This is a genomic window from Cryobacterium sandaracinum, from assembly GCF_004403415.1.
Taxonomy (GTDB): Bacteria; Actinomycetota; Actinomycetes; order Actinomycetales; family Microbacteriaceae; genus Cryobacterium; species Cryobacterium sandaracinum.
This window is the reverse complement of the sequence record NZ_SOGO01000018.1, coordinates 40,996-61,904: the sequence shown is the minus strand read 5'-3', so window position 1 is coordinate 61,904 and position 20,909 is coordinate 40,996. Positions and strand designations below refer to the sequence as shown.

Below are 20,909 nucleotides of genomic sequence, written 5' to 3'. Positions count from 1 at the left end.
GCCGGAGGGATCTCCTGAGTTGGCCACAACGCCTGCCCGCTGTGCAGCAGCGCTTGTGCCGCTCGGTATCCACCACGCGCTCCGCCCGCGGCCCGAACGAATTCGACGGAGATTCTGCCCGTATCGTCCGGAAACAGGCCGAAATCCCGCTCAAACGTCAGAATCTCCGTCGAATTGGTTCGACCCCGGACACGGCCTTCCGCCTGTACTGAGCAGCGTCAACGGGGGCCGGTCAGAATTGGCTTGCCGGGAGCGATAACCAATCGATGAGGCCTCACTCATCTAGAGCGTGTGCTTCGGACCCTGGTCGAGTGTCGCGCCGGCGGCCAGCAGGTCCCGGATCTCGGTCAGGAGGTCGAGTTCCGTTGTGGGGGCGGCGGCATCGGCGGTGGAGGGAATTCCGGCTGCACGGCGACGCTCCTGCGTGTGCTTGAGGTGGTTGAGCGGCATCACGAAGACGAAATAGACGACGGCGGCGACCAGCAGGAAGTTGATGGCCGCGGCGAGGACGAGACCGAACGACAGGCCGCCCCCGCCGGGAAGGCCGATGACCATTGCCTCCGTCAGGCTCTCCGAGTCGAAGATCGCCGCGATCAGCGGGTTGAAGATGCCCGTGACGATCGCGCTGACCACCCCGGTGAACGCCGCGCCGATGACCACGGCGACAGCAAGCTCAATGACGTTGCCGCGCATGATGAATTCTTTGAAGCCCTGGATCATGGTGATACTCCGGTGAGGTCTCGGCGCCGGGACAGGCGAGTGGTGTGCTGAGATGCTGAGGTGCTGAGGCGGTGAGGTGCTGGGGGCTAGGAGGCCTTCGCGGCGGACGCGGGCGTGTTGCTGGTGCTGGTGCTTGCGACTTTCGTCGGGCCGGAGCTGTCTTTCGCGGGGGCCGCGGACTTCTCGCTGGAGGAGCCGGAACCGGTGCCGGAGCCGGAATCGCCCGACTTCGCGTCTGAGCTCTTATCTGACTTTTTGTCTGGGGTCTTCGACGAGCGCTCGAGCGAGCGCTTCGCATCCGACCGGGCGTCGTTGCTGTAGAAGCCGGAACCGCTGAAGGTCACGCCGATCGACGAGAAGACCTTGCGCAGCTTGCCTCCACAGGTAGGGCACGTGGTGAGCGAGTTGTCGGTGAATGCTTGCTGGATGTCGAACGCGGTGTCGCACTCGGTGCAGCGGTAGGAATAGGTAGGCACTGGAACTCCGATGGGGGACCGGCCCGTGGGCCGGAATCTCCGATTATGAAATGGCTTTCGTTGAACAGGAAGTAGGGGAGGGCCGATCAGAACGCGATGATGCGCGTGGGGGTGACCAGGCCGTCGACCGGCTGGTCGTGAACCTCGCGGGGCACCTCGTCGACGAATTCGTTGTCGAAGACGACGGCATACACCGGCGGGCACTTCTCCATCGAGCCTAGGGTCTTGTCGTAGTAGCCGCGACCCCAGCCCATGCGCAGGCCGGTCGCATCGACGGCGGCGGCCGGCACGATGATGAGGTCAACGTCGTTGATCGCGATCGGGCCCAGCAGGCTGCCGCCTGCCTCGGGGGCGCCCGAGAGACCCTCGAATTCGGTCTGGTCCTCGCCGACGGTCCAGTCGAGGAGTCCGTCATCGCGGGACACCGGAAACAGCACCCGGATGCCCTGGGCCTCCGCCCAGTTCACGAACGGGCGGGTGTCCGGTTCGTTGCGGGAGGACAGGTAGCAGGAGATGGACCGGGCCGACAGATCCAGAGTGATGCTCTGCAGATTCTGAGTGAATCCGGCCGTCGCGGCCTCCCGTTCGACCGAGGTCAGGTTCTGGCGGCGCTCCCGCAGCTCGGCGCGAAGCGCGCGCTTTCGGTGACCGATAACGGAATCCATATATCTCATCCTAGATGCCGATATCGTAGGGACCATGGGGACACCAATTACCAAAGCCGTCATTCCTGCTGCAGGACTGGGCACTCGTTTTCTTCCGGCCACCAAGGCCATGCCGAAGGAGATGCTGCCGGTCGTCGACAAACCGGCGATCCAGTACGTGGTGGAGGAGGCCGTGGCCGCGGGCCTGACCGACGTGCTGATGGTCACCGGGCGCAACAAGAACGCGCTGGAAAACCACTTCGACCGCATGACCGAACTCGAGGCGATCCTGAAGAAAAAGGGCGACCACAGCCGACTGGAGAAGGTCAACCATGCCACCGACCTGGCCGACATCCACTACGTCCGCCAGGGTGACCCGCTGGGCCTCGGCCACGCGGTGCTGCGAGCCAAGATGCATGTTGGCAACGAACCGTTCGCGGTGCTGCTCGGTGACGACATCATCGACGCGCGCGACCCGCTGTTGTCGAAGATGCTCGCCGAGCAGAGCACGCGCAATACCAGCATCATTGCCCTGATGGAGGTGGAGCCCTCACAGATCCACCTCTACGGGGCGGCCGCGGTCGAGGCCACCGACGATCCCGACGTGGTGCGGGTCACCGGGCTGGTCGAGAAGCCCAGCACCGAGGATGCCCCGTCGAACCTGGCCATCATCGGCCGCTACGTGCTACGCCCCGAGGTCTTCGAGGTGCTCGAGCGCACCCAGCCGGGCAAGGGTAACGAGATCCAGCTCACCGACGCGCTGCAGGAGATGGCGCTGAACCCGGTCACCAGCGGCGGCGTGTACGGGGTCATTTTCCGTGGCCGCCGCTACGACACCGGCGACCGCCTCGACTACATCAAGGCCATTGTGCAGCTTGCCGTCGACCGCGAGGACCTCGGACCGGACCTGCGGCCCTGGCTGCACGAGTTCGTCGCCACTCTCGACTAAAACACGCGCGGTAGATTAAGGGAACACCATTTCGGCATTGAGTAGACGGGCACACTGTGGCGATCGCAATACCGACGCTTCATGAGGGTCCCGTCACACTGCGACCGATCCGATTGCGCGACGACCGCAACCTCGACCGTTCCCTGATGGAGAACCGGGGCTGGCTGCGCACCTGGGAGGCCACCAGCCCCTATGCGCCGATGTCCTTCGACACCCGCGCCAGCATCCGCAGCCTGCTTGCGCACTCTCGTGCCGGCAGCGGGCTGCCGTTCCTGGTCGAATACCAGGGCGAGCTGGCCGGCCAGCTCAACGTGTCGTCAATCACCTGGGGCTCCCTGTCGTCGGCCACCATCGGCTACTGGGTGGGCGAGGAATTCGCAGGGAAGGCGATCACGCCCACAGCCGTAGCCCTGGCCACCGACTACTGCTTCGGCCAGCTCGGGCTGCACCGCATGGAGATCTGCATCCGACCCGAGAACGTGCCCTCGCTGCGGGTCGTGGAGAAACTCGGCTTCCGCTACGAGGGTCTGCGTCGCCGGTACATTCACATTAACGGCGACTGGCGCGACCATTTTTGCTTCGGGCTGGTGGCCGAAGAGGTGCGCCAGGGCGTGCTGCACCGCTGGCAGTTCGGCCAGGCGCCGGCCGACGCCGCCCGGGTGACGGACGTCGATCGGGCCGCGGCCGCGCATCCGTTGACGGTGAGTGACCGATGAGTGCAAGAATTGCCCGTGACACACCCTCGATAATCATCACCGCATGGCTACGGCCCTCTTACCTTAGAGATTATGAGTAGCGAGATCCTGGGCGGGGGAGTGATGATTGCGGTCGCGGCTGCCCTGTGGGTGACATACCTCATGCCGACCTGGGCGCGCCGACGCCAGTACCTCACCACCGAGCGCAACGCTGTTCGCTTGCAGCAGACCATGCGCATTCTGGCGGAGACGTCCGAGGTGCCCCAGCAGGTGCGGCTCGAAGCGAATGCCCGAACCGTCCTGACCCAACGCAAGCTGCTGGCCCAGGCCGAAGACGATGCCCGAGCCGAGGCGAAGGCGGTGACGGATGCCGCCGCGTCCGCCCGGCGCTCCGCCGCGGCCCTGGCCGCCACAAACCGCGCCGCTGCCGCCCGAGAGGTCGCTGCCCAGGCTTCCGCAGTGCGTGCCGGCGCAGTGGGCGCCGGGGTCGTGGCCAGATTGCCGGGTCGCGCTCGCGCTCTGCGTCTGCGCCGGGTGCGAGCGCTGACCTCCCTGATCCTGCTCGGGGGCATCCTCTTCTTCGTCTCCGGGGTTCTCGCGGTGGCAGCGGGCGGAGCCTGGACCGCAGTCCTCGCCGGCCTGGCTACGGTCGCGCTCGCTGTCGGGGCGCTATCGCGCCTCGCCCGCACATCTCGCCGCGCCCACCAGCACGCTGCCGCCGCAAATGGCTCAGAGGTCAGCTACCCCTCCGCCCGTGTCGGGCAGGCCTTCGAGTCCGTGCACCTCGAGGAGACGCCGGTCGTCGCTCCGAGCTGGACGCCGCTGCCGCTGCCTCGGCCGATGCACCTGTCGCGCGGATCCGTCGCCCAGGCGGCGATGGCATCCGTGGATGCCGCCGCCGAGCTGCGGAAGGTAGCCGCAGAGGCGGAACTCGCCCGCCGGGCCGCGGCGCTCGAGGTGGCCGTCACCCCGCTCACGCGTGCGGCGCCCGGTCGCGAGAATGCTCCGGCCGTGCCCGCAGCGAGCCGGTTCGCGTCGATGGGGGTCGTCGGAGACACCGCTCCCGGCATGAGCGACCTCGACGACGTGCTACGCCGTCGCCGCGCCGTCGGCTGACCGAACCCGGGCCCATTCGGGCTCTAGCGGGCGGTTCGGCGAAACTCGGTCGCCGCGCGTGATATTCTGCATAAGCGGTTAGGGGCTATGGCGCAGTTGGTAGCGCGTCTCGTTCGCAATGAGAAGGTCAGGAGTTCGAATCTCCTTAGCTCCACCGAGATAGTGACAATCGTCAGTCGCAGGCCCCTGGGAAACCGGGGGCCTTCTTCTTTCTGTCTTCGTCTTCAGGCCGACGAGCCATTCCGTCGCCGAACTCGGAGATTTCGGTTCATGCGGCGTGGTGCGCCGGGGTGAACAGCGTGTCGCAAAAATCTCCGAAATGGGAGTTTCTGATTCAAGCCGAGTTCACGTGCCGACCTGCGCCGGCCTCAGCCGCCGAGCGCCGATCGGCCGACGAACGTCTCCATGGTGAGCACGGTCGTGCCCTCCACGTCGGTTGTGGACAGCGCCACGCGCACAGCACCGAGCTCGGCCAGGGAGGAAACGTGGGTGCCGCCGCAGGGGATGCGCACGTCGTGTGCCGGCAGCTCACAGACCCAGTACCGGCGGTCGGTCAGCAGTGGGCCGTCCCGGTCGATGCGCACGCTCGCGTCCGTAGCCACCCACCCGGCGAGAGAGGTGTTCAGCATCGATTCGATCTCGGCCAGTTGGTCGGCCAGTTCCTCCGTGACGAAGCCCTTGCGGCGCAGGGATTTGCCGAGCCGGTAGGTGTCCACGGATTCGTTCTCGCCGATGAGGGACACGTCGATCGCGGTGCCGTCGAAGTCGGGGCTGCCGAGAGCGTCGGTGCGCACGTCCTTCTTCCACCGGTTTGCGAGAGCCAGGTTGAGGGCGAGGGCGGCGAGGTGGCACGCGGTGTGGCCCGCGGACATCCGTCGCCGGTAGCCGGTGTCAACGACGGCGTCGACCGGCTGCCCCTCGATCAGGGCGGCATGGGGCTGCACGATGTGGGCCACGACGAACGCCCAGCCGGGCGTTCCCTTCGGCACCGGGATGTCCCGGCCGAGATGCAGCGCCGACCCGTCCGTTGCTCCGACGACGCAGTCCAGCACCGGCAGCTCGATTCCCTGGGCGCGCAGCACGGCCCGGTCGGGACCCTGGTCGGGCCAACCCGCGTCAACCGGGTGCACGGGGGTGGTGTCGAGGAGCACGGCGAGCAGTCCGGTCGGGAGCGGCTCGACGTGCAGCACCGTCGCGGTGCTCTCGGTCTGCCCGGCCGGGTAGCTCACTTGGGTGTCCATGGTGGGAAGGGTCATCGGCAGGTCCTTTCGGAACATAAAAGGGTGTTGCCGCGGCTAGCGCGGCAACACCCTGAGTTTAATCGTGGAGCAGGCGCTAGGCCTTGCGCGCCTTCTCGGTCGTCTCGTTCGCCTTGGCATGCTTGTCGGCACGCTTCTCCTTCAAGGACTTGCCGGCAACCTTTTTGGATGCGTCCTTCTTGGGTGATTTGTCAGCCATGTGTACTCCTTCGAACCGAGCCCCAGCGGCACCGTGACTTCGACCCTACGCGGGTTGCCGCGAAACGGCACCTTCCCGCTCGCACCGGCACCCGGGCCTGTGCAACTTGCGCGCCCGGCCGTAGGCTGAGACCGACGCGCCCCGCCAGAGAGGCAGACGTCTCCACCCGGAGAAAGGGATCCAAATATGAGCGACACGACCACCTACGAGGCCATTTTCTACGGACCCAACGTGATCGCCGCCGGCACGCCCCGGAAACTCGAGTACGTGAACGGCGAGTACCAGCAGGAGGTCGTGCTCGAGGAGACGGAAGACGGCTCAACCGTGCGCCGCAGTTTCCGGATCGGCCACGAAACCGAGGAACCGATCCCTTACCGCTTCGTTGAGGAGGATACCGAAGACCCGCAGGGCGAAGCGGATATTCCCAACTAGCCGGAACCGCTTGATTCGTCCACCGGGTCAGATCCGGGTGCCGGGGCCGCGGCCGAGCCGAACGGGCAAAGCCATCAGCGGCCCCACGAAGCGGCGCTGCAGCCTGCGCGCCGGACCCCAGACGAACTGCACCACGTACTGGGCGAGGATGGCGCCCGCCGCCAGCGCGGCGGCCACGGCACCTGCGGTCAGCATGCTGAGCAGGCCGTCGATGTTGCCGTCGGACAGCTGCAGCAGGCCGCGGAACAGGATCAGCCCCGGAACGAGGGGGACGAGCGCGGAAACGACGATCACCAGCGGGGGAGTGCGCACGATCCGGGCCGCGATCGCGGCCAGCAGACCGACACCCATTGCGCTGAGAGCCGACGACCAGACCAGGCCGAAGCCGGCGCTCGCCCCACCCAGATAGAGCAGCTCGGCGACGGCGCCGAGCAGGCAGACCACCCAGAACGCCCGCCACGGCACCTGCACGGCGAGGCCGAAACCGGCGACGATGACCATGGCGGCGGCGAGCATCACGGGCAAGTCGGCCAGAGTCGGCGTGAGGTTGGCATCGACGCGCAATTGGAACCCGAAGCGGGCCACCAGCAGTGACGCCCCGGCCACGCCGGTGACCAGGCCGCCCGTGATCAACAGGGCCTCCATCATCCGTGCCGTGCCGGTCAGGTAGAAGCCCGACAGTGTGTCGTGGACCGCGCCGAAGGTGGTGACGCCGGCCAGGAGCATGATGATGGTCGCGATGACGACCAGGGACGGATTCGCCGAGGTGTCGATGAGTGCGACGATCGCGGCGACAATCGGCCCGATCGCCCCGCCCACCACGTTTTGGTAGAAGACGGGAACCTGCCGGCGGTCGAGCGAGGTCGTGATCAGGTCGATGAAGAAGGTGGCGACGAAGGCGGCGACGCAGACGACCAGGCCGCCGCCGATGAGCACGGCGGCCCCGGCTCCGACGAGGCTCCAGCCCAGCCGGCGGTACAGGGCCGGTACCTGCGGCTTGGCGCTGACAATGGTGGCCAGACGTTTGCGGGCATCGGCGACATCCGGCGGCGAGTCGAGGATCTCGGCGATCAGCTCGGAGGTGGCCGCGAGCTTGCTGTAGTTGAGCGAACGGTACTTGACGTTGCGGCTCCGGGTGATGGACTCGTGCGTGGCCGGGTCCTCGTGGGTGAGCGCGATGATCGTGTGCGTGACGTTGGCCTCGGTTCCCCTCAGCCCGTAGGCGCGGGTGATGGCTTCCATGGCGGCCGTGGCATCTTCGGCTCCGGCGCCAGCCGCGAAGATGACCTCCGCGAGCCGCATGGTGAGGTCGAGGACCGAGCGGGTGTAGGCGGCGCTGTCGAAGACGTTGATCGCGCGGGTGACATCAGACATCGAGCGGACCCAGCCAGGCGGCAGCCACGGTGGCGTGCGCCGATTCGGCGTCGGACGGGTGGAAGAGCCCGGCAAGAACGTCGCGGTACAGTCGCCCGAGCTCGTTCCCGGCAAAGTACGACGAGCCGCCGCTGACCCGCAGCGCCTGGTCGACGACCAGGCGCGCGGTCTCGGTGGCGCGATACTTCAGGCCCGACAGGAGCGGGAACCACCGCGGGCCGTGGTCGGCCTGAGTGGCGAGATCGTGGGCGAGGGCGTCGAGCTGGGGGTACAGGCCATCCATCATCATCGCGGCCTCCGCGACGCGCCAACGGATGTCCGGGTCCTGCGCCAGGGTTCGGCCGTCGTGCTTGAGCGACGTGCGCCGCTTCGCCGCCAGCACGGCCAGCTCGACCGCGCGCCGGCCGATGCCGGTGTACACGGCCGCCAGCAGGATCTCGAAATTGGCGAAGATCGCAAAGATCAGCGGGTCAGGGTTCGGCCCGGGATCCAGCCGCCGGAAGACCTGCTCCGGGCGGGCGGATGCGTCGGTGAGCACCGTGCTGCGGCTCTGGCTGGCTCGCATGCCCAGGGTGTCCCAGTCATTCTTCTGACTGACGCCCGGGTCGCCCCGATCGATGAACGCCCAGACGATTTTCGGGCCGTCAACGGAGTCCCGATCGATCCCCATGGTGCCGAGCCGGGTCCAGGCCGGGGAGAGCGTGGTGAAAATCTTGGTGCCGGTGAATCGGTAGCCGCCGTCTGGCTGTGGGGTGGCCGTCGTGATCGAATCGGAGAGCACGAGGTCGTTGCCCGGCTCGCTCACGCCGAAGCCGAAGATCTCGCCCGCGGCGGCGCCGTGCAGCACGCAAGCGAGGCTGTCGTCGCCGCGCTGATGCAGGGTGAGAGCCACGCCCGTCCAGACGAGGTGCATGTTGACGGCGAGGGCCGTGGCCGGGGCGTGGGCGGCGAGCCGGATCTGGTCGTCGGCGACCTGCTGCACGCTGCGCCCGAGGCCACCATGGGAGACAGGCACGAGCGAGCGGAGGTAACCGCGGGCGATCAGGTCGGCCAGATCGTCGGCGGGGAACGTATTGTCCCGGTCATGCTTCGCGGCACGAGAACGGATGCGTTCGAGCAGCTCGTCACCGAGCGGGGAGAGTTCGGTGGACGTGTACACCAAATAAGTTTACGCAGGCGTGCGCCGCTTGCGTGCCAACCGGATCACCAGGTAGACGATTGCTGCGACCAGGCCGAGAGCGAGCAGCCAGGGCAGCGCGAAGCCGATGGCCACGATCGCGGCACCGAGGGCTGTCAGGAGGGCGTTCCAGCCGGCCGCGATGGCATCCCAGAAGTCGTCCGGGGTGCCGGGATCCACTGTGCCGGTCGAGTACAGGTCGAGCGTGATGGTCGAGAAATCAACCTGGTCGGACAGGTAGTCTCGCTGCGCCTGCAACCCCTCGAGCTCGCTCTGCCGCTCGGCCAGCGCGTTCTCGACGGCGATCAGGTCGGTCGTGTTCGTGGCGCTCGTCATCAGGGCGAGTAACCGGTCGACCGAGGTCTGCAGCGAGGTGATCCGGGCATCGAGGTCCTGGGTCTGCTGGGTGATGTCCGAGGCATTGAGTGACACGAAGTTGACGGTGCCGAGCTGCTTCAGCTCCGCCAGCGTGCGGTCGAGCTCATCCGAGGGGATGCGCAGGGTGAGGTTCGCGCTCGCCGGCTGGTTGCCGGTGGCGGGGTTCTCGGTGCGGCTGTCGATCCGACCACCGGCCTGCTCGGTGATGGTGACGGCATCCTGCACGGATGCGATCGGGTCCTTCACGGTGATCGACACCATCCCGGTGGTGATCACGTCGCGCTGGCTGGAGGCGATCTCGCCCGTGCTGCCGTCCGGGAAGGTGCGCGAGTCGAGAGACTCGCCGGGTTCGGCGCCGGGTGTGACGGTCCCCGGATTGACGACGCCCGGTTCGGCGAGGCCCGGGGACGTGGCGGTGCCGCCGGAGTCGGTGGAAGCGCCGGGCACGGAGCATCCGGCCAGCAGCAGTGCACTCAGGAGTACCGCGGCGATCGCGGGCAAACGCTTCATGGCCCCACTGTACGACCGCTGTCGCCGGCTCTGGATCACAATCGAGTCTCGGCATGCGGCGCGCGCTTCGCGTGCATGCGCCGCCTACACCGGTCGCTGAATGGATCGGGGACGCCGTTCACGGCGATACTGGAACCATGACCTGGTGGGCGACCCTCTGCGAACGGCTCGGCTGGACACGCCCGCCGCTGCTGCACATCGCAATCGATGAGGGAACCGGTCCGGTCGTGATTCTCGTGCACGGCATCGCCTCCTCCTCGGAAACGTTCCGGGAACTGGTGCCACTGCTTGTGCCCAGGCACCGGGTCATCGCCGTCGACATCCTGGGTTTCGGCGAATCGCCGATCCCCGAAGGGTGCGAGTATCGGCTCGAGGACCACGTCGAGGCCCTGGCCACCACGATCCGGTCGCTGAAGCTCCGCGAGCCGTTCATCCTGGTGGGCCACTCCCTCGGCAGCCTGATCGCGGCCCGGCTGGCGGCGATGCCCCGCACCCGCGCGTCCCGTCGAACCCAGGTGTCCCGGGTGGTGCTCGTGGGGCCGCCGGTCTATCTGTCGCCGACCGACATCGGTGAACGCTGGGTGCGGGCCCGGGTGAACGCCTACCTGCGCGCCTACGATTTCCTGCGGCTGAACAAGGAGTTCACTCTCGCGAACGCGGCCATCATCGCACGGCTGCTGCCGAAGGGCATCTTCGAGCTGACGGAGCGCAACTGGACCCCGTTCGTGAAATCGCTGGAGCACTGCATCGAATCGCAGACCGTGGTCAGCGACATCGCGGCCGTGCGAGTGCCGGTCGACGTGGTCTACGGTGTGCTGGACGCCTTCATCGCGGCCGGCTCCATGACGGTGATCGAACGGATGCGCCACGTCACCATGCACCGCGTCGAAGCGAACGACCATCTCATCCGGCCGCGGCTCGCCCGGGCACTGGCCCGGGTTATCGACGCGGACGACAGGGCCGGGGCCGGGGCCTTGTCCGCGGCTGCTGCCTCGTCGGTCACTGCTTCCACTTTGACTTCCGTGGCTAGGCTGGAGACATGGACACACGAACCCTCGGAAAAACCGGCCGAATCGTCTCCGTGATCGGGTTGGGCACCTGGCAGCTGGGAGCGGACTGGGGTGACGTGTCGGAGGCCGACGCGACCGCGGTGCTCGCGGCATCCGTCGACGCCGGCGTCACCTTCTTCGACACCGCCGACGTCTACGGTGACGGCCGCAGCGAGCAGATCATCGGTCGATTCCTGGCCGGCAGCGCCGCCGCAGCCGGCATCACCGTGGCCACCAAGATGGGCCGACGGGTCGACCAGCTGGCCGAGAACTATACGCTCGCCAACTTCCGGGCCTGGACCGACCGGTCCCGCACGAACCTCGGCATGGACACCCTGCACCTCGTGCAGCTGCACTGCCCGCCGAGCGACGTGATCGAATCCGACGAGGTCTACGACGCGCTCGACACACTCGTCGCCGAGGGAGCCATCGCCGGCTACGGGGTGAGCGTCGAGACCTGCGACCAGGCTCTCGCAGCCATCGAACGGCCCGGCCTGGCCAGCGTGCAGATCATCCTGAATGCGTTCAGGCTGAAGCCGCTCGAGGCCGTCTTGCCGGCCGCGCGCGCCGCCGGTGTGGGCATCATCGCCCGCGTTCCGTTGGCGAGCGGCCTGCTGACCGGAAAGTACACCCGGGAGACAACCTTCGCGGCGAACGACCACCGCAACTACAACCGCGACGGCAGCGCCTTCGACGTCGGCGAGACCTTCTCCGGTGTGGACTATGAGACCGGCCTGGCAGCCGCCGCGGAGTTCGCGGCGCTCGTGGGCTCCCTGACCGAGGAGCTCACGCCCGCGCAGGCCGCGCTGGCCTGGGTGGCCCAGATTGACGGCATCAGCTCGGTCATCCCCGGGGCCCGATCGTTGCAGCAGGCTCGCGGCAACGCCGCTGCCGGTTCGGTCGCCCCGCTCAGCCTCGGGCTCAACGAGGGCGTGCAGGATATCTACGACCGGATGCTGCGCGAGCAGATCCACCGCCGCTGGTAGCACCTGTCCGGTCGGGAGTGCCCGCTCCGCGGGTCGCTCTCGACCGGAACGGGGACTCTCGCGTGGACCTGTGGGGGCGGCATTGTCGCAAGGCACTGCGGCTCCGGCGAACCAATTCGACGGAGATTTTTGGGTTGAAGCCGGTTTCCGGCTTGTTTGGGCGGGATTCGGTCGAAATCTCCGTCGAATTCGTCAGGGGTGCGGGGAGGGGCGCGGGAGAGTGGCGCGGGGCCCTCAGCGCGACCCGCGGGCACCGATCCGGGTCGAGCCGAGATTCAGTCCAGGTCGTCGGGATCTCTGCCGGTGCGCTGGCCGGCGTCGATGGCGGCGATGGCGGCATGGTCGCCGGCGTCGAGTGTGAAGTCGAAGACGTCGAAGTTTTCCCGGATGCGCACCGGTGTCACCGACTTCGGAATCACCACATTGCCCAGCTCGAGGTGCCAGCGGATGACCACCTGTGCGGCCGTCTTGCCGTGCCGGGCGCCGATGGCGTCGAGGGTCTCGTTGCCGATCGCGCGGCCGCGGGCCAACGGCGACCAGGCCTCGGTGAGGATGCCGTGGGCCGCGTCGTACTCGCGCACGGTGGACTGCTGCAGCCACGGGTGCAGCTCCACCTGGTTGAGGACCGGAACGACATCCGTTTCGGCCAGCAGACGGTCCAGGTGGTGCGGCTGGAAATTGGACACCCCGATCGACCGGGCGCGACCTGAGGCGCGCAGCGTCTCGAGGGCGCGCCAGGTGTCGACGAAGAGGTCCTGGCGGGGTGCGGGCCAGTGGATCAGAAAGAGGTCGACGTAGTCGAAGCCGAGTTTGCCGAGGCTCACGTCGAAGGCGCGCAGGGTCTTGTCGTAGCCGTGCTGGTCGTTCCAGACCTTCGTGGTGACGAACACGTCCTCACGGGGCAGGCCGGAGCGGGCGATACCCTGGCCGACGCCGGTCTCGTTGTCGTAGAGCGCCGCGGTGTCGATGTGGCGGTAACCGGCCTCCAGGGCGACCTGCACAGCGTCGGCCGCCGCGGCATCCGCGATCTTGTACACGCCGAGCCCGAGCTGGGGGATACCGTGTCCGTCATGCAGGGGAAGTAACGGTGAGAGCGTCATTCCCCCATCTAACCTCGTCCTACTGCGCCGAGGCGTGAAACGACACGATTGAGGGGTGCGCGCGACGCTTAACCCCGCAATTGTGTCGGTTCACCGCGCGATGAGCGGAGGCGGCTAGGAGACCTGCACCTGGATCGGTGCGGTGTCGGGGAGCGGGCTCGCATCGCGGCCGCGCAGGTCGGGGTGCCAGCGCCGGCCGAGCGCGGGGATGATCGTGCCGAGCCCCGCGAAGCCGGCCGCGACCAGGATGGCCGCCGTGGCGCCGCTCTGGTCGATCATGAAACCGGCGATGGCGGAACCCAGGGCGGCGCCCATCAGCTGGCCGGTGCCCACCCAGCCGTAGGCCTCCGCGGTGTCACTGAACTTGACGCTCGCGGACACGATGCCGAACAGAACGGCGAAGGCCGGAGCGATTCCGATTCCCGCCAGCAGCAAGGTGGCGGCCAGCCACCAGAAGCTGAGCCCGAGAGTGGCGAGCCCGAGGCCGACGGTGACGATGAGCATCCGTGCGGCCAACGCCCAAGGGCCGATCGGGGCGTGGCCGAGGGCGAGCCCGCCGATCAGCGAGCCGAGAGCGAAGATGCCGAGCACCCAGCCCGAGTCCGCGCTGCCGTGCCCGAACGCGGCCACCACACCCGCCTCGACCGAGGCGCAGGCGGCTACCAGCATGAAGCCGACGATGGTGCTGAGCATGACCGCCGGGCGTTTGAGAACGACGCCGAGTTTGCGGCGGCTACGGGGGATGCGCACCCGGCCGACCTCGGGCAGCACCAGAAACCAGACGCCGCCGCCGATGAGGAAGATGGCGGCGAGCAGGATGCCGGCGACCGGGCTGACCTGGATGGCCACGAACGTGGCAATCACCGGGCCCAGCACCCAGATGATCTCCTGGGCCGACGCGTCGAGCGAGAACAGCGGCGTGAGCTGGCGGGAGTTGACGATCTTCGGGTAGATGGTGCGCACGGCCGGCTGAATCGGCGGTGTGGACAACCCGGCGATGAGCCCCACGGCCATCAGAACATAAATGGGCATGCTGACCAGAGCCATTGTCACGATGGAGGTCGCGCAGACGACGAGGGTGGCCGTGATCACCGGACGCATGCCCCAGCGGCCCATCAGTCGGCTGGTGAGCGGCCCGGCGACGGCCTGGCCGATGCTCATGGCGCCCAGCACGAGGCCGGCGGCGCCATAGGAGTCGAAGACCTGCTCGATGTGGATCAGGAACGCGAGCGACAGCATCCCAAAGGGGAACCGAGCTGTCAGTTGTGCGGCGATGACGCGAGCAACGCCCGGAGTCTTCAAAAGGGTCCAATAGCTGCTCACTTACTCAAGTCTACGTCCGCCGAGGTAGCGTGAGCGCGTGCGAATACTGATCACGGCCGACGAATTGGCAGCCATGCTTGAGTCCCGAAACGACGTTCGGGTGCTGGACGTGCGCTGGAAGCTGGGTGGCCCTCCCGGGCCGGACGAATACCGGGCCGGCCACATCCCCGGCGCCGTGTACGTCGACCTGGAGACCGAGTTGGCCCGGCCCGGCGAACCGGCCGACGGGCGGCATCCGTTGCCCACCCGTGCGACGCTGCAGGCAGCCGCGCGCCGCTGGGGGCTTCGTGACGGCCACACGGTCGTGGTTTACGACGACCTGGGCGGGGTGTCGGCAGCCCGTGCCTGGTGGCTGCTGCGTCACGCCGGGGTGCGCGACGTGCTGCTTCTCGACGGGGCGCTCGCCGCCTGGCGCGCCGCCGGCCTGCCGCTCGCGGTCGGCGAGCTGGCCACGACAGAGCTGAGCGCGGAAACGGTCCGTCCGGGCACGATCACCCTCTCCGACGGGGTGCTGCCTGTGCTCGACACGGATGCCGCCGCCGCGCTCGCGCAGACCGGCGCGCTCCTCGACGCCCGCGCTGCGGAACGCTACCGCGGTGACACGGAGCCGATCGATCCTCGTGCCGGCCACATCCCCGGCGCGATCAGCGCGCCCACGGCCGACAACCTCACCCTCGACGGGCGCTTCCTCCCGGCCGCCGAACTGCGCGCCCGGTTCGAGGCGCTCGGAGTCACGGCGGGCGGCACGGTGGGCGTCTACTGCGGCTCCGGCGTCACCGCCGCGCACGAGGCGGCCGCTCTGGCCATCGCCGGGTTCTCACCGGCGCTCTACCCCGGCTCGTGGTCGCAGTGGTCTAACCTGCCGGGCCGCCCGGTCGCGATGGGCGACCCGCGGGCGTGAAATCCGCGCGAAACACGCTTCCGGTCATACTGAGACACGGGGAAGCCCGTCCACGCTCAGTAGGGCTGGCCCAAAACGTTATCTGCGCACGGAATCCGCGTGAGCGTGCTGTTATATGCTCGCTTTTGTCGAATTCCGTTAACGGACCTCAAAGACGAACCAGACACATCCGACAACCACGAAAAAGGTTACGCAATGCGCGCTCAATACCTGCTCCCGGCTCTCGCCGCCGTCACGGCACTCCTGCTCACCGGCTGCGTGGACAACTCCACGGACACCACGGGCGGAGCGATGGCCGACTCCTCCGCCAGTGAGATCGCCGTGGACGACGCCGCCGCCGCGATGCTTCCCGCCGAGGTCGCCGACTCCGGCACGCTCGTCATCGGGACCGACCCGACCTACGCTCCCAACGAGTTCAAGAACGAAGCCGGTGAGCCGATCGGCTGGGGCATCGAGATCGCTGAGGCCGTCGCAGCCAAGCTCGGCTTGGAGCCGGAATTCCAGGTCGCGAAATTCGACAACATCATTCCGAGCGTGACCGGCGGCAAGGCCGATATCGGCGTGTCCTCCTTCACCGACAACGTCGAGCGGGAGAAGCAGGTCGACTTCGTCAACTATTTCGTCGCCGGCATCCAGTGGGCCTCGGCCGTCGGCAACGACGTCGATCCGGACAACGCCTGCGGGCTGAAGGTCGCCGTGCAGGCCACCACGTATGAGGACACCGACGAAGTGCCGGCCAAGAGTGACGCCTGCGTCGCGGCCGGCAAGCCGGCGATCGACAAGCTGAAGTACGACACCCAGGACCAGGCCACCAACGCGGTCGTGCTGGGCCAGGCCGACGCGCTCAGCGCCGACTCGCCCGTCACTCTCTACGCGATCGCCCAGACCGAGGGCAAGCTGCAGCCGGCCGGAGAGACCTTCGATGTGGCGCCGTATGGCATCGTGGTCGCCAAGGACTCCGAGCTGACCAAGGCCGTGCAGGCTGCGCTGCAGTCCATGGTCGACGACGGCACCTACGGTGACATCCTCGACGAGTGGGGTGTCGCGGATGGTGCGATCGAGACGATCACGATCAACGCCGCGTCGAACGGATAACGTATGAGCATCACAACTCCACCGAAGGCGGGCGGGGCAACCCGCCCGCCCGGGGAACCGGCCCCATCGGTGCCTATCAAGGCCATCAAGCTGCGGCATCCGTGGAGGATGGTGTTCGCCATTCTGCTCGTGGTGGTCTTCGTCTCCATCGTCGTCGACGCCGCGCTCCGGCCGGCCTACGACTGGCCCGCCGTCGGCAAGTACCTCTTCGACCGCCGCATCTCGCAGGCGGCCGTCGTGACCCTGCAGCTGACCGTGTACTCCATGGTCATCGCGATCGTCCTCGGGGTGATCCTGGCCGTCATGCGGCTCTCGCCCAACCCCGTGGTGAAGAGCCTGGCCTGGTTCTACCTGTGGATCTTCCGTGGCACCCCGGTCTACGTGCAGCTGACGATCTGGGGTCTGATCTCGCTGATCTACTCGAGCATCGACATCGGCATCCCGTTCATGGACCCGTGGGTGTCCTTCTCGACCAACGCGGCACTGAGCACGTTCACCATCGCCATCATCGGGTTGGCCCTGAACGAAGCGGCCTACATGGCTGAAATCGTGCGCGCCGGCCTCCTGGCCGTGGACAGCGGCCAGGAGGAGGCTGCGACGGCGCTCGGAATGAGCTGGTCGCAGACCATGACGCGGGTGATCCTGCCGCAATCGATGCGCGTGATCATCCCGCCGACGGGCAACGAGGTCATTTCGATGCTGAAGACCACGTCGCTCGTCACCGCCGTGCCGTTCAGCTTCGAGCTGTTCACCCGGTCGCGGGATATTTCCGCGGAGACGTTCAACCCGATCCCGCTTTTGATCGTGGCCTCGATCTGGTACCTGTTCTTCACGTCCATCCTGATGGTCGGCCAGTACTTCCTCGAAAAGCGGTTCGCCCGCGGCGTGGGCGACCGGCAGCCGGATCGCAAGGATGCCGTCGGCACCGGAACGGGAACCCTCACCGGGGTCGTCCCCGTCATCGGTTCCGGGCAGCCGTCGGTGATCGCACCGCCGCGCGAGAACGATCCACCAGCCAACCCCGGAGGCGTGAAATGACCGACGTGAACACGCAGGCCGGGGCATCCGTCACGATTCCTCCCATGGTTCTGGCCGAGCAGGTATCGAAGAGCTTCGGCTCAAACGAGGTGCTCAAGAGCATCTCCCTCGAGGTGAAGCGTGGCGAGGTGATGTGCCTGGTCGGGCCCAGTGGGTCGGGCAAGTCCACGTTCCTGCGCTGCATCAACCACCTCGAGGTGCTTTCCGCCGGTCGGCTCAGCGTCGACGGCGAGCTGATCGGCTACCGGGAGACCAACGGCAAGCTCTACGAGATGGCACCCAAGGAAGCGTCCCGTCAGCGACGGGACATCGGCATGGTGTTCCAGCGGTTCAACCTGTTTCCGCACATGACGGCGCTAGAGAACGTGATGGAGGCGCCGATCCGGGTGAAGGGGCTGCCGAAGGCCCAGGTGGAGCGGAGCGCTCTCGATCTGCTGGCCAGGGTGGGTCTGGCCGAACGCGCCGACTACTACCCGGCGCACCTGTCGGGTGGGCAGCAGCAGCGGGTGGCGATCGCCCGCGCACTCGCGATGGAACCCAAGCTCATGCTCTTCGACGAGCCGACCAGTGCGCTCGACCCTGAGCTCGTCGGCGAGGTGCTCGACGTGATGAAGGGTCTGGCCAAATCGGGCATGACCATGATCGTGGTCACCCACGAGATGGGCTTCGCCAAGGAGGTCGCCGACTCGCTCGTCTTCATGGACGGCGGTGTGGTCGTCGAAGCGGGCGACCCGGACGAGATCCTGACGAACCCGCAGCACCGCCGCACGCAGGCGTTCCTGTCGAAGGTGCTCTAGAAATGGCGCTCTAGAAATGTTGCTCTAGGAAAACCGCAGCCACCGTTGCCGTTTGTGCCGAGAGTACCCGCCGTTGCGGCGACTCTCGGCACAAACGGCGACTCTCGTTCGGGCCGAGCAGTGTGACGCCGAGCCTGCCCTACGCCGGGCGGCTCTGCGGTGCGGTAGCCGCGGTCATCGCGGAATCGTGCTCCACGACGTCGCCGAGTACCTCGTCGATCTGCCTCATGCTCTCGGCCGGGATCTTCACTCCCGCGGCCTCGACGTTCTCGCGCACCTGCTCGGGGCGGGAAGCTCCGACGAGGGCTGCTGAGACGTTGTCGTTCTGCAACACCCAGGCCACGGCCAGTTGCGCCATCGACAGGTTGAGGTCGGCGGCGATCGGCTCAAGCTTCTGCACCCGGGTGAGCACGTCGTCGTTCATAAAGCGGCTGATCATGTCGGCGCCGCCCTTGAGGTCGGTGGCGCGCGAGCCGGCCGGCGGGGCCTGGCCTGCCTTGTACTTGCCGGTAAGCACACCCTGGGCCACGGGGGACCAGACGATCTGGCCGACGCCGAGCTCGCGCGAAGTCGGCACGACCTCGTCTTCGATGACGCGCCACAGCATCGAGTACTGCGGCTGGCTCGAGATCAGGCTGAAGCCCAACTCCTGGGAGAGGGCGTGGCCGGCTCGCAGCTGCGCGGCGGTCCACTCGCTGACGCCGATGTAGAGCGCCTTGCCCTGCCGAACGATGTCGGCGAAGGCCTGCATCGTCTCCTCCAGTGGGGTCTCGGTGTCGAAGCGGTGGGCCTGGTAAAGGTCGACGTAATCGGTCTGCAGTCGGGTCAGAGAACCGTTGATCGACTCCATGATGTGCTTGCGGGACAGCCCGACGTCGTTGTGGCCGCGCGGGCCGGTCGGCCAATAGACCTTGGTGAAGATCTCGAGGCTTTCGCGGCGGTGGCCCTTGAGGGCGTCGCCGAGAACGGACTCCGCCTTCGTGTTGGCGTAGACGTCGGCGGTGTCGAAGCTGGTGATCCCCACGTCGAGCGCGGCATGCACGCACTGCGTGGCGATGTCGTTCTCGACCTGCGAACCGTGGGTGAGCCAGTTGCCGTAGGTGATTTCGGAGATTTTCAGGCCTGATGAACCGAGATAGCGGAATTCCATGCCTACAGCCTAAGCGGAGCGGTCCCACTGTCGCTGGGTGAAAAAGCGAACGCATGTCGAGCCTGTCGAGCATGTCGAGACCAGGGGCCAGGGACCCCCTATCCGTTTTCCCGTTCGGCCGCGTCCGTCATTCGGGGGCAGGACTTGGTCTCGTTCCGCCATTTGCGGGCCCCGGTCTCCAGCCAGGGTGGTGCCATGATCTGCACGGCGCCGCGGACCATCCGGATTGCCCAGCCGGAGGCGGCGAGGTAGCGGTGATGCCACCAGCACAAACAGACGCCGTTGTCGGTGTGCGTCGGTCCGCCCTCGGAGTGCGGGATCACGTGGTGGATCTCGGTCATCCCGGCCGGGATTTTGCGGCCTGGGATGATGCAGGTGCCGTCGCGGAGCTGAATCGCCCGGCGTTGCGCGGCGGTGAAGCACCGTTCGGGTGAGCCGAGGGCGATGATGCGTCCCTCGTCGGTGATGACGACTTTCTGCTGACCGCCGTTGCTGATCAGGTCCGTGACGGCGCTGATCGAGATCGGGGTTTCGACGCCGTCGATCCAGCCGATGCCGCGGCCCTGACCGAAGTCCGCGTTCAGGTCCTGTTCCCGCACACTGACCAGAACCGTGGCCGGGGCGCCGCCGATGGTCGGGGCCTCCCCGGCCCGGGAGACGACGTCGAGGATCACGGCGAGCACGTCGTGGCGCCGCTGGTCGGGACCCGTCGGGCGCGAGCACGGCCCTCCAGACCCGCACCCTGCAACCGGATCTCATCCGCCGGCAGCGACGCCGGCAGCGACGCCGGCAGCGACGCCGGCAGCGACGCCGGCACCGACGCCGGCACCGGGGTCTCGGAGCTGGTGCCGGTGGCCGAGGCGACCAGCTCGCTCTCGGCTGCCTGCACCGAGTCCAGGTCGGTGTACCGCAGCGTCGGCGTCAACGCGGTGAGGATCGCGTCGGCCGTGTCGACGCCGATCGCCCCGGCGGCCAGGCCGATGGCCGTGGCGGGGAAGGTGGGCGGCAGTGGTTCGCCACCCCGGGGAGTGGCCGGTGCGCAGCTGCGTGCCCAACCGCATCCGTCGCCCCGCGGTCGGCCCGGAGACGAGCGTCAGGCGCTCGAGTAGTTCTCCGGCGGTGCGGCAGCCCAGCTTCGCCGAGAGCTGCCCGGTGCCGAGCTCGGGCCGGGACCGGTCGGCGACCTCCGCCGCGGCCGCCACCCGCAGCGCGTCGACCCGCCGGCCGAGGACCTCGACCGCCGTGGTCACCTGCAGGAGGCCGTCGTCGTCGAGACCGCGCACCGCCGAGCACCGCAGGGATTCCCCGAGCCCCGCCGCGAGAGCATGCAGCCCCGCGACCGCCCGAGCCGCCGCGGACAGGCCGTGCGCGGCATTCGCTTCGGGCTGTTCCAGGAGGTTGATCACCAACCCAAGTTTATCTCATTGTGAACAAATAAACTATGTTAGCTTAGAAAAAACTAAGAATTTATCGTAGTTATATACGCCTTCCAAGGGAGCCCCGCCAGGAGCCCCGCCAGGAGCCCAGCCCGGACCCGTATC

At 67.5% G+C, this 20,909-nt stretch carries 23 protein-coding genes, 1 tRNA gene and 1 pseudogene; 11 read left to right on the top strand and 14 right to left on the bottom strand.

Features of this window, described 5'->3' with window-relative positions:
• Positions 1-282: 282 nt before the first annotated feature.
• The 3 genes from mscL to E3T25_RS06070 all read right to left on the bottom strand — a co-directional run bounded on the left by mscL (position 283) and on the right by E3T25_RS06070 (position 1,861).
• Positions 283-720 (bottom strand): large conductance mechanosensitive channel protein MscL, encoded by a 438-nt coding sequence (gene mscL / locus E3T25_RS06080; protein ID WP_104099578.1) that lies wholly within the window; start codon positions 718-720, stop codon positions 283-285.
• An 86-nt stretch (positions 721-806) separates the two neighbouring features.
• The gene (locus E3T25_RS06075; protein WP_104193714.1) at positions 807-1,196 is read right to left on the bottom strand and encodes an FmdB family zinc ribbon protein; all 390 of its coding nucleotides are present in this window, start codon (positions 1,194-1,196) and stop codon (positions 807-809) included.
• An 86-nt stretch (positions 1,197-1,282) separates the two neighbouring features.
• Positions 1,283-1,861 carry a 5-formyltetrahydrofolate cyclo-ligase gene (locus E3T25_RS06070; protein ID WP_104099576.1) on the bottom strand — a complete coding sequence of 193 codons (579 nt, stop codon included), beginning with the start codon at positions 1,859-1,861 and terminating at the stop codon, positions 1,283-1,285.
• Positions 1,862-1,895: 34 nt separating this feature from the next.
• Between E3T25_RS06070 and galU the strand changes: the two genes are divergently transcribed.
• From galU to E3T25_RS06050, 4 genes are all read left to right on the top strand, one after another.
• On the top strand, positions 1,896-2,789 hold the full coding sequence (galU, locus tag E3T25_RS06065) for a UTP--glucose-1-phosphate uridylyltransferase GalU (protein ID WP_104099575.1): 894 nt from the start codon (positions 1,896-1,898) through the stop codon (positions 2,787-2,789).
• A gap of 56 nt (positions 2,790-2,845) precedes the next feature.
• Positions 2,846-3,505 carry a GNAT family N-acetyltransferase gene (locus tag E3T25_RS06060; RefSeq protein WP_104099574.1) on the top strand — a complete coding sequence of 220 codons (660 nt, stop codon included), beginning with the start codon at positions 2,846-2,848 and terminating at the stop codon, positions 3,503-3,505.
• Positions 3,506-3,577: 72 nt separating this feature from the next.
• Entirely contained in the window at positions 3,578-4,600 is a 1,023-nt protein-coding gene (locus E3T25_RS06055; protein WP_104099573.1) for a hypothetical protein, read from the top strand.
• An 81-nt stretch (positions 4,601-4,681) separates the two neighbouring features.
• Positions 4,682-4,754 (top strand) — tRNA-Ala (locus E3T25_RS06050).
• 214 nt (positions 4,755-4,968) lie between these two features.
• On the opposite strand, the gene E3T25_RS06045 is transcribed toward E3T25_RS06050, so the two are convergent.
• Positions 4,969-5,856, bottom strand: a complete 888-nt coding sequence (locus tag E3T25_RS06045) for an alanyl-tRNA editing protein (protein WP_134373064.1) — start codon at positions 5,854-5,856, stop codon at positions 4,969-4,971.
• Positions 5,857-5,935: 79 nt separating this feature from the next.
• A complete protein-coding gene (locus E3T25_RS17665) occupies positions 5,936-6,058 on the bottom strand; it encodes a hypothetical protein (protein WP_255408599.1) in 123 nt (40 codons plus the stop codon).
• Between the two features lie 186 nt (positions 6,059-6,244).
• On the opposite strand from E3T25_RS17665, the gene E3T25_RS06040 reads away from it, so the two are divergent.
• The gene (locus E3T25_RS06040; RefSeq protein WP_104099571.1) at positions 6,245-6,490 is read left to right on the top strand and encodes a hypothetical protein; all 246 of its coding nucleotides are present in this window, start codon (positions 6,245-6,247) and stop codon (positions 6,488-6,490) included.
• 27 nt (positions 6,491-6,517) lie between these two features.
• On the opposite strand, the gene E3T25_RS06035 is transcribed toward E3T25_RS06040, so the two are convergent.
• Genes E3T25_RS06035 through E3T25_RS06025 form a run of 3 tightly spaced genes read right to left on the bottom strand, consistent with a single transcriptional unit; the run spans position 6,518 to position 9,929 of the window.
• On the bottom strand, positions 6,518-7,864 hold the full coding sequence (locus E3T25_RS06035) for a threonine/serine exporter family protein (protein ID WP_104099570.1): 1,347 nt from the start codon (positions 7,862-7,864) through the stop codon (positions 6,518-6,520).
• On the bottom strand, positions 7,857-9,023 hold the full coding sequence (locus tag E3T25_RS06030; protein WP_241980670.1) for an acyl-CoA dehydrogenase family protein: 1,167 nt from the start codon (positions 9,021-9,023) through the stop codon (positions 7,857-7,859). Before E3T25_RS06030 ends, E3T25_RS06035 begins: the two co-directional genes overlap by 8 nt.
• A gap of 9 nt (positions 9,024-9,032) precedes the next feature.
• Positions 9,033-9,929 carry a DUF4349 domain-containing protein gene (locus tag E3T25_RS06025; RefSeq protein ID WP_134373058.1) on the bottom strand — a complete coding sequence of 299 codons (897 nt, stop codon included), beginning with the start codon at positions 9,927-9,929 and terminating at the stop codon, positions 9,033-9,035.
• 137 nt (positions 9,930-10,066) lie between these two features.
• Here E3T25_RS06025 and E3T25_RS06020 point away from each other — a divergent pair, with 137 nt between their 5' ends.
• Positions 10,067-11,014, top strand: coding sequence for an alpha/beta fold hydrolase (locus E3T25_RS06020; RefSeq protein WP_104099567.1), 948 nt, complete (start codon positions 10,067-10,069; stop codon positions 11,012-11,014).
• Positions 10,969-11,964, top strand: a complete 996-nt coding sequence (locus E3T25_RS06015; RefSeq protein WP_134373055.1) for an aldo/keto reductase — start codon at positions 10,969-10,971, stop codon at positions 11,962-11,964. Before E3T25_RS06020 ends, E3T25_RS06015 begins: the two co-directional genes overlap by 46 nt.
• A 275-nt stretch (positions 11,965-12,239) precedes the next feature.
• Here E3T25_RS06015 and E3T25_RS06010 read toward each other — a convergent pair whose 3' ends face one another.
• Both E3T25_RS06010 and E3T25_RS06005 read right to left on the bottom strand, forming a co-directional pair.
• Positions 12,240-13,064: an aldo/keto reductase gene (locus tag E3T25_RS06010; protein WP_134373052.1), complete on the bottom strand. Its 825-nt coding sequence runs from the start codon at positions 13,062-13,064 to the stop codon at positions 12,240-12,242.
• A gap of 114 nt (positions 13,065-13,178) precedes the next feature.
• On the bottom strand, positions 13,179-14,387 hold the full coding sequence (locus E3T25_RS06005; protein ID WP_104099564.1) for an MFS transporter: 1,209 nt from the start codon (positions 14,385-14,387) through the stop codon (positions 13,179-13,181).
• Between the two features lie 37 nt (positions 14,388-14,424).
• Here E3T25_RS06005 and E3T25_RS06000 point away from each other — a divergent pair, with 37 nt between their 5' ends.
• The 4 genes from E3T25_RS06000 (at position 14,425) to E3T25_RS05985 (ending at position 18,218) form a co-directional block, all read left to right on the top strand.
• Positions 14,425-15,288, top strand: coding sequence for a sulfurtransferase (locus E3T25_RS06000; RefSeq protein ID WP_134373049.1), 864 nt, complete (start codon positions 14,425-14,427; stop codon positions 15,286-15,288).
• A gap of 195 nt (positions 15,289-15,483) precedes the next feature.
• Positions 15,484-16,383, top strand: coding sequence for an ABC transporter substrate-binding protein (locus tag E3T25_RS05995; RefSeq protein WP_134342425.1), 900 nt, complete (start codon positions 15,484-15,486; stop codon positions 16,381-16,383).
• A 3-nt stretch (positions 16,384-16,386) separates the two neighbouring features.
• Positions 16,387-17,421 (top strand): amino acid ABC transporter permease, encoded by a 1,035-nt coding sequence (locus E3T25_RS05990; protein ID WP_104099561.1) that lies wholly within the window; start codon positions 16,387-16,389, stop codon positions 17,419-17,421.
• Positions 17,418-18,218 (top strand): amino acid ABC transporter ATP-binding protein, encoded by an 801-nt coding sequence (locus E3T25_RS05985; RefSeq protein ID WP_369827922.1) that lies wholly within the window; start codon positions 17,418-17,420, stop codon positions 18,216-18,218. The genes E3T25_RS05990 and E3T25_RS05985 overlap by 4 nt, the downstream gene beginning before the upstream one ends.
• A gap of 139 nt (positions 18,219-18,357) precedes the next feature.
• Here the strand turns inward: E3T25_RS05985 and E3T25_RS05980 are convergent, their stop codons facing one another.
• The 4 genes and pseudogenes from E3T25_RS05980 to E3T25_RS16690 form a co-directional block, all read right to left on the bottom strand.
• Positions 18,358-19,368 carry an aldo/keto reductase family protein gene (locus E3T25_RS05980; RefSeq protein ID WP_104099560.1) on the bottom strand — a complete coding sequence of 337 codons (1,011 nt, stop codon included), beginning with the start codon at positions 19,366-19,368 and terminating at the stop codon, positions 18,358-18,360.
• 98 nt (positions 19,369-19,466) lie between these two features.
• Positions 19,467-19,736 carry an HNH endonuclease gene (locus tag E3T25_RS17660; protein ID WP_255572976.1) on the bottom strand — a complete coding sequence of 90 codons (270 nt, stop codon included), beginning with the start codon at positions 19,734-19,736 and terminating at the stop codon, positions 19,467-19,469.
• Positions 19,737-19,760: 24 nt separating this feature from the next.
• Positions 19,761-20,060 (bottom strand): annotated as a pseudogene (locus tag E3T25_RS17655) (DUF222 domain-containing protein); the annotation flags it as partial.
• Between the two features lie 63 nt (positions 20,061-20,123).
• A complete protein-coding gene (locus tag E3T25_RS16690; protein ID WP_166785958.1) occupies positions 20,124-20,774 on the bottom strand; it encodes a hypothetical protein in 651 nt (216 codons plus the stop codon).
• Between the last annotated feature and the right edge of the window lie 135 nt (positions 20,775-20,909).

Coding starts and splice junctions, on each gene's coding strand:
- mscL (WP_104099578.1), bottom strand. CDS start 720: ATGATCCAGGGCTTCAAAGAATTCATCATGCGCGGCAACGTCATTGAG.
- E3T25_RS06070 (WP_104099576.1), bottom strand. CDS start 1,861: ATGGATTCCGTTATCGGTCACCGAAAGCGCGCGCTTCGCGCCGAGCTG.
- galU (WP_104099575.1), top strand. CDS start 1,896: ATGGGGACACCAATTACCAAAGCCGTCATTCCTGCTGCAGGACTGGGC.
- E3T25_RS06055 (WP_104099573.1), top strand. CDS start 3,578: ATGAGTAGCGAGATCCTGGGCGGGGGAGTGATGATTGCGGTCGCGGCT.
- E3T25_RS06045 (WP_134373064.1), bottom strand. CDS start 5,856: ATGACCCTTCCCACCATGGACACCCAAGTGAGCTACCCGGCCGGGCAG.
- E3T25_RS17665 (WP_255408599.1), bottom strand. CDS start 6,058: ATGGCTGACAAATCACCCAAGAAGGACGCATCCAAAAAGGTTGCCGGC.
- E3T25_RS06040 (WP_104099571.1), top strand. CDS start 6,245: ATGAGCGACACGACCACCTACGAGGCCATTTTCTACGGACCCAACGTG.
- E3T25_RS06035 (WP_104099570.1), bottom strand. CDS start 7,864: ATGTCTGATGTCACCCGCGCGATCAACGTCTTCGACAGCGCCGCCTAC.
- E3T25_RS06025 (WP_134373058.1), bottom strand. CDS start 9,929: ATGAAGCGTTTGCCCGCGATCGCCGCGGTACTCCTGAGTGCACTGCTG.
- E3T25_RS06020 (WP_104099567.1), top strand. CDS start 10,067: ATGACCTGGTGGGCGACCCTCTGCGAACGGCTCGGCTGGACACGCCCG.
- E3T25_RS06015 (WP_134373055.1), top strand. CDS start 10,969: ATGGACACACGAACCCTCGGAAAAACCGGCCGAATCGTCTCCGTGATC.
- E3T25_RS06010 (WP_134373052.1), bottom strand. CDS start 13,064: ATGACGCTCTCACCGTTACTTCCCCTGCATGACGGACACGGTATCCCC.
- E3T25_RS05995 (WP_134342425.1), top strand. CDS start 15,484: ATGCGCGCTCAATACCTGCTCCCGGCTCTCGCCGCCGTCACGGCACTC.
- E3T25_RS05990 (WP_104099561.1), top strand. CDS start 16,387: ATGAGCATCACAACTCCACCGAAGGCGGGCGGGGCAACCCGCCCGCCC.
- E3T25_RS05985 (WP_369827922.1), top strand. CDS start 17,418: ATGACCGACGTGAACACGCAGGCCGGGGCATCCGTCACGATTCCTCCC.
- E3T25_RS05980 (WP_104099560.1), bottom strand. CDS start 19,368: ATGGAATTCCGCTATCTCGGTTCATCAGGCCTGAAAATCTCCGAAATC.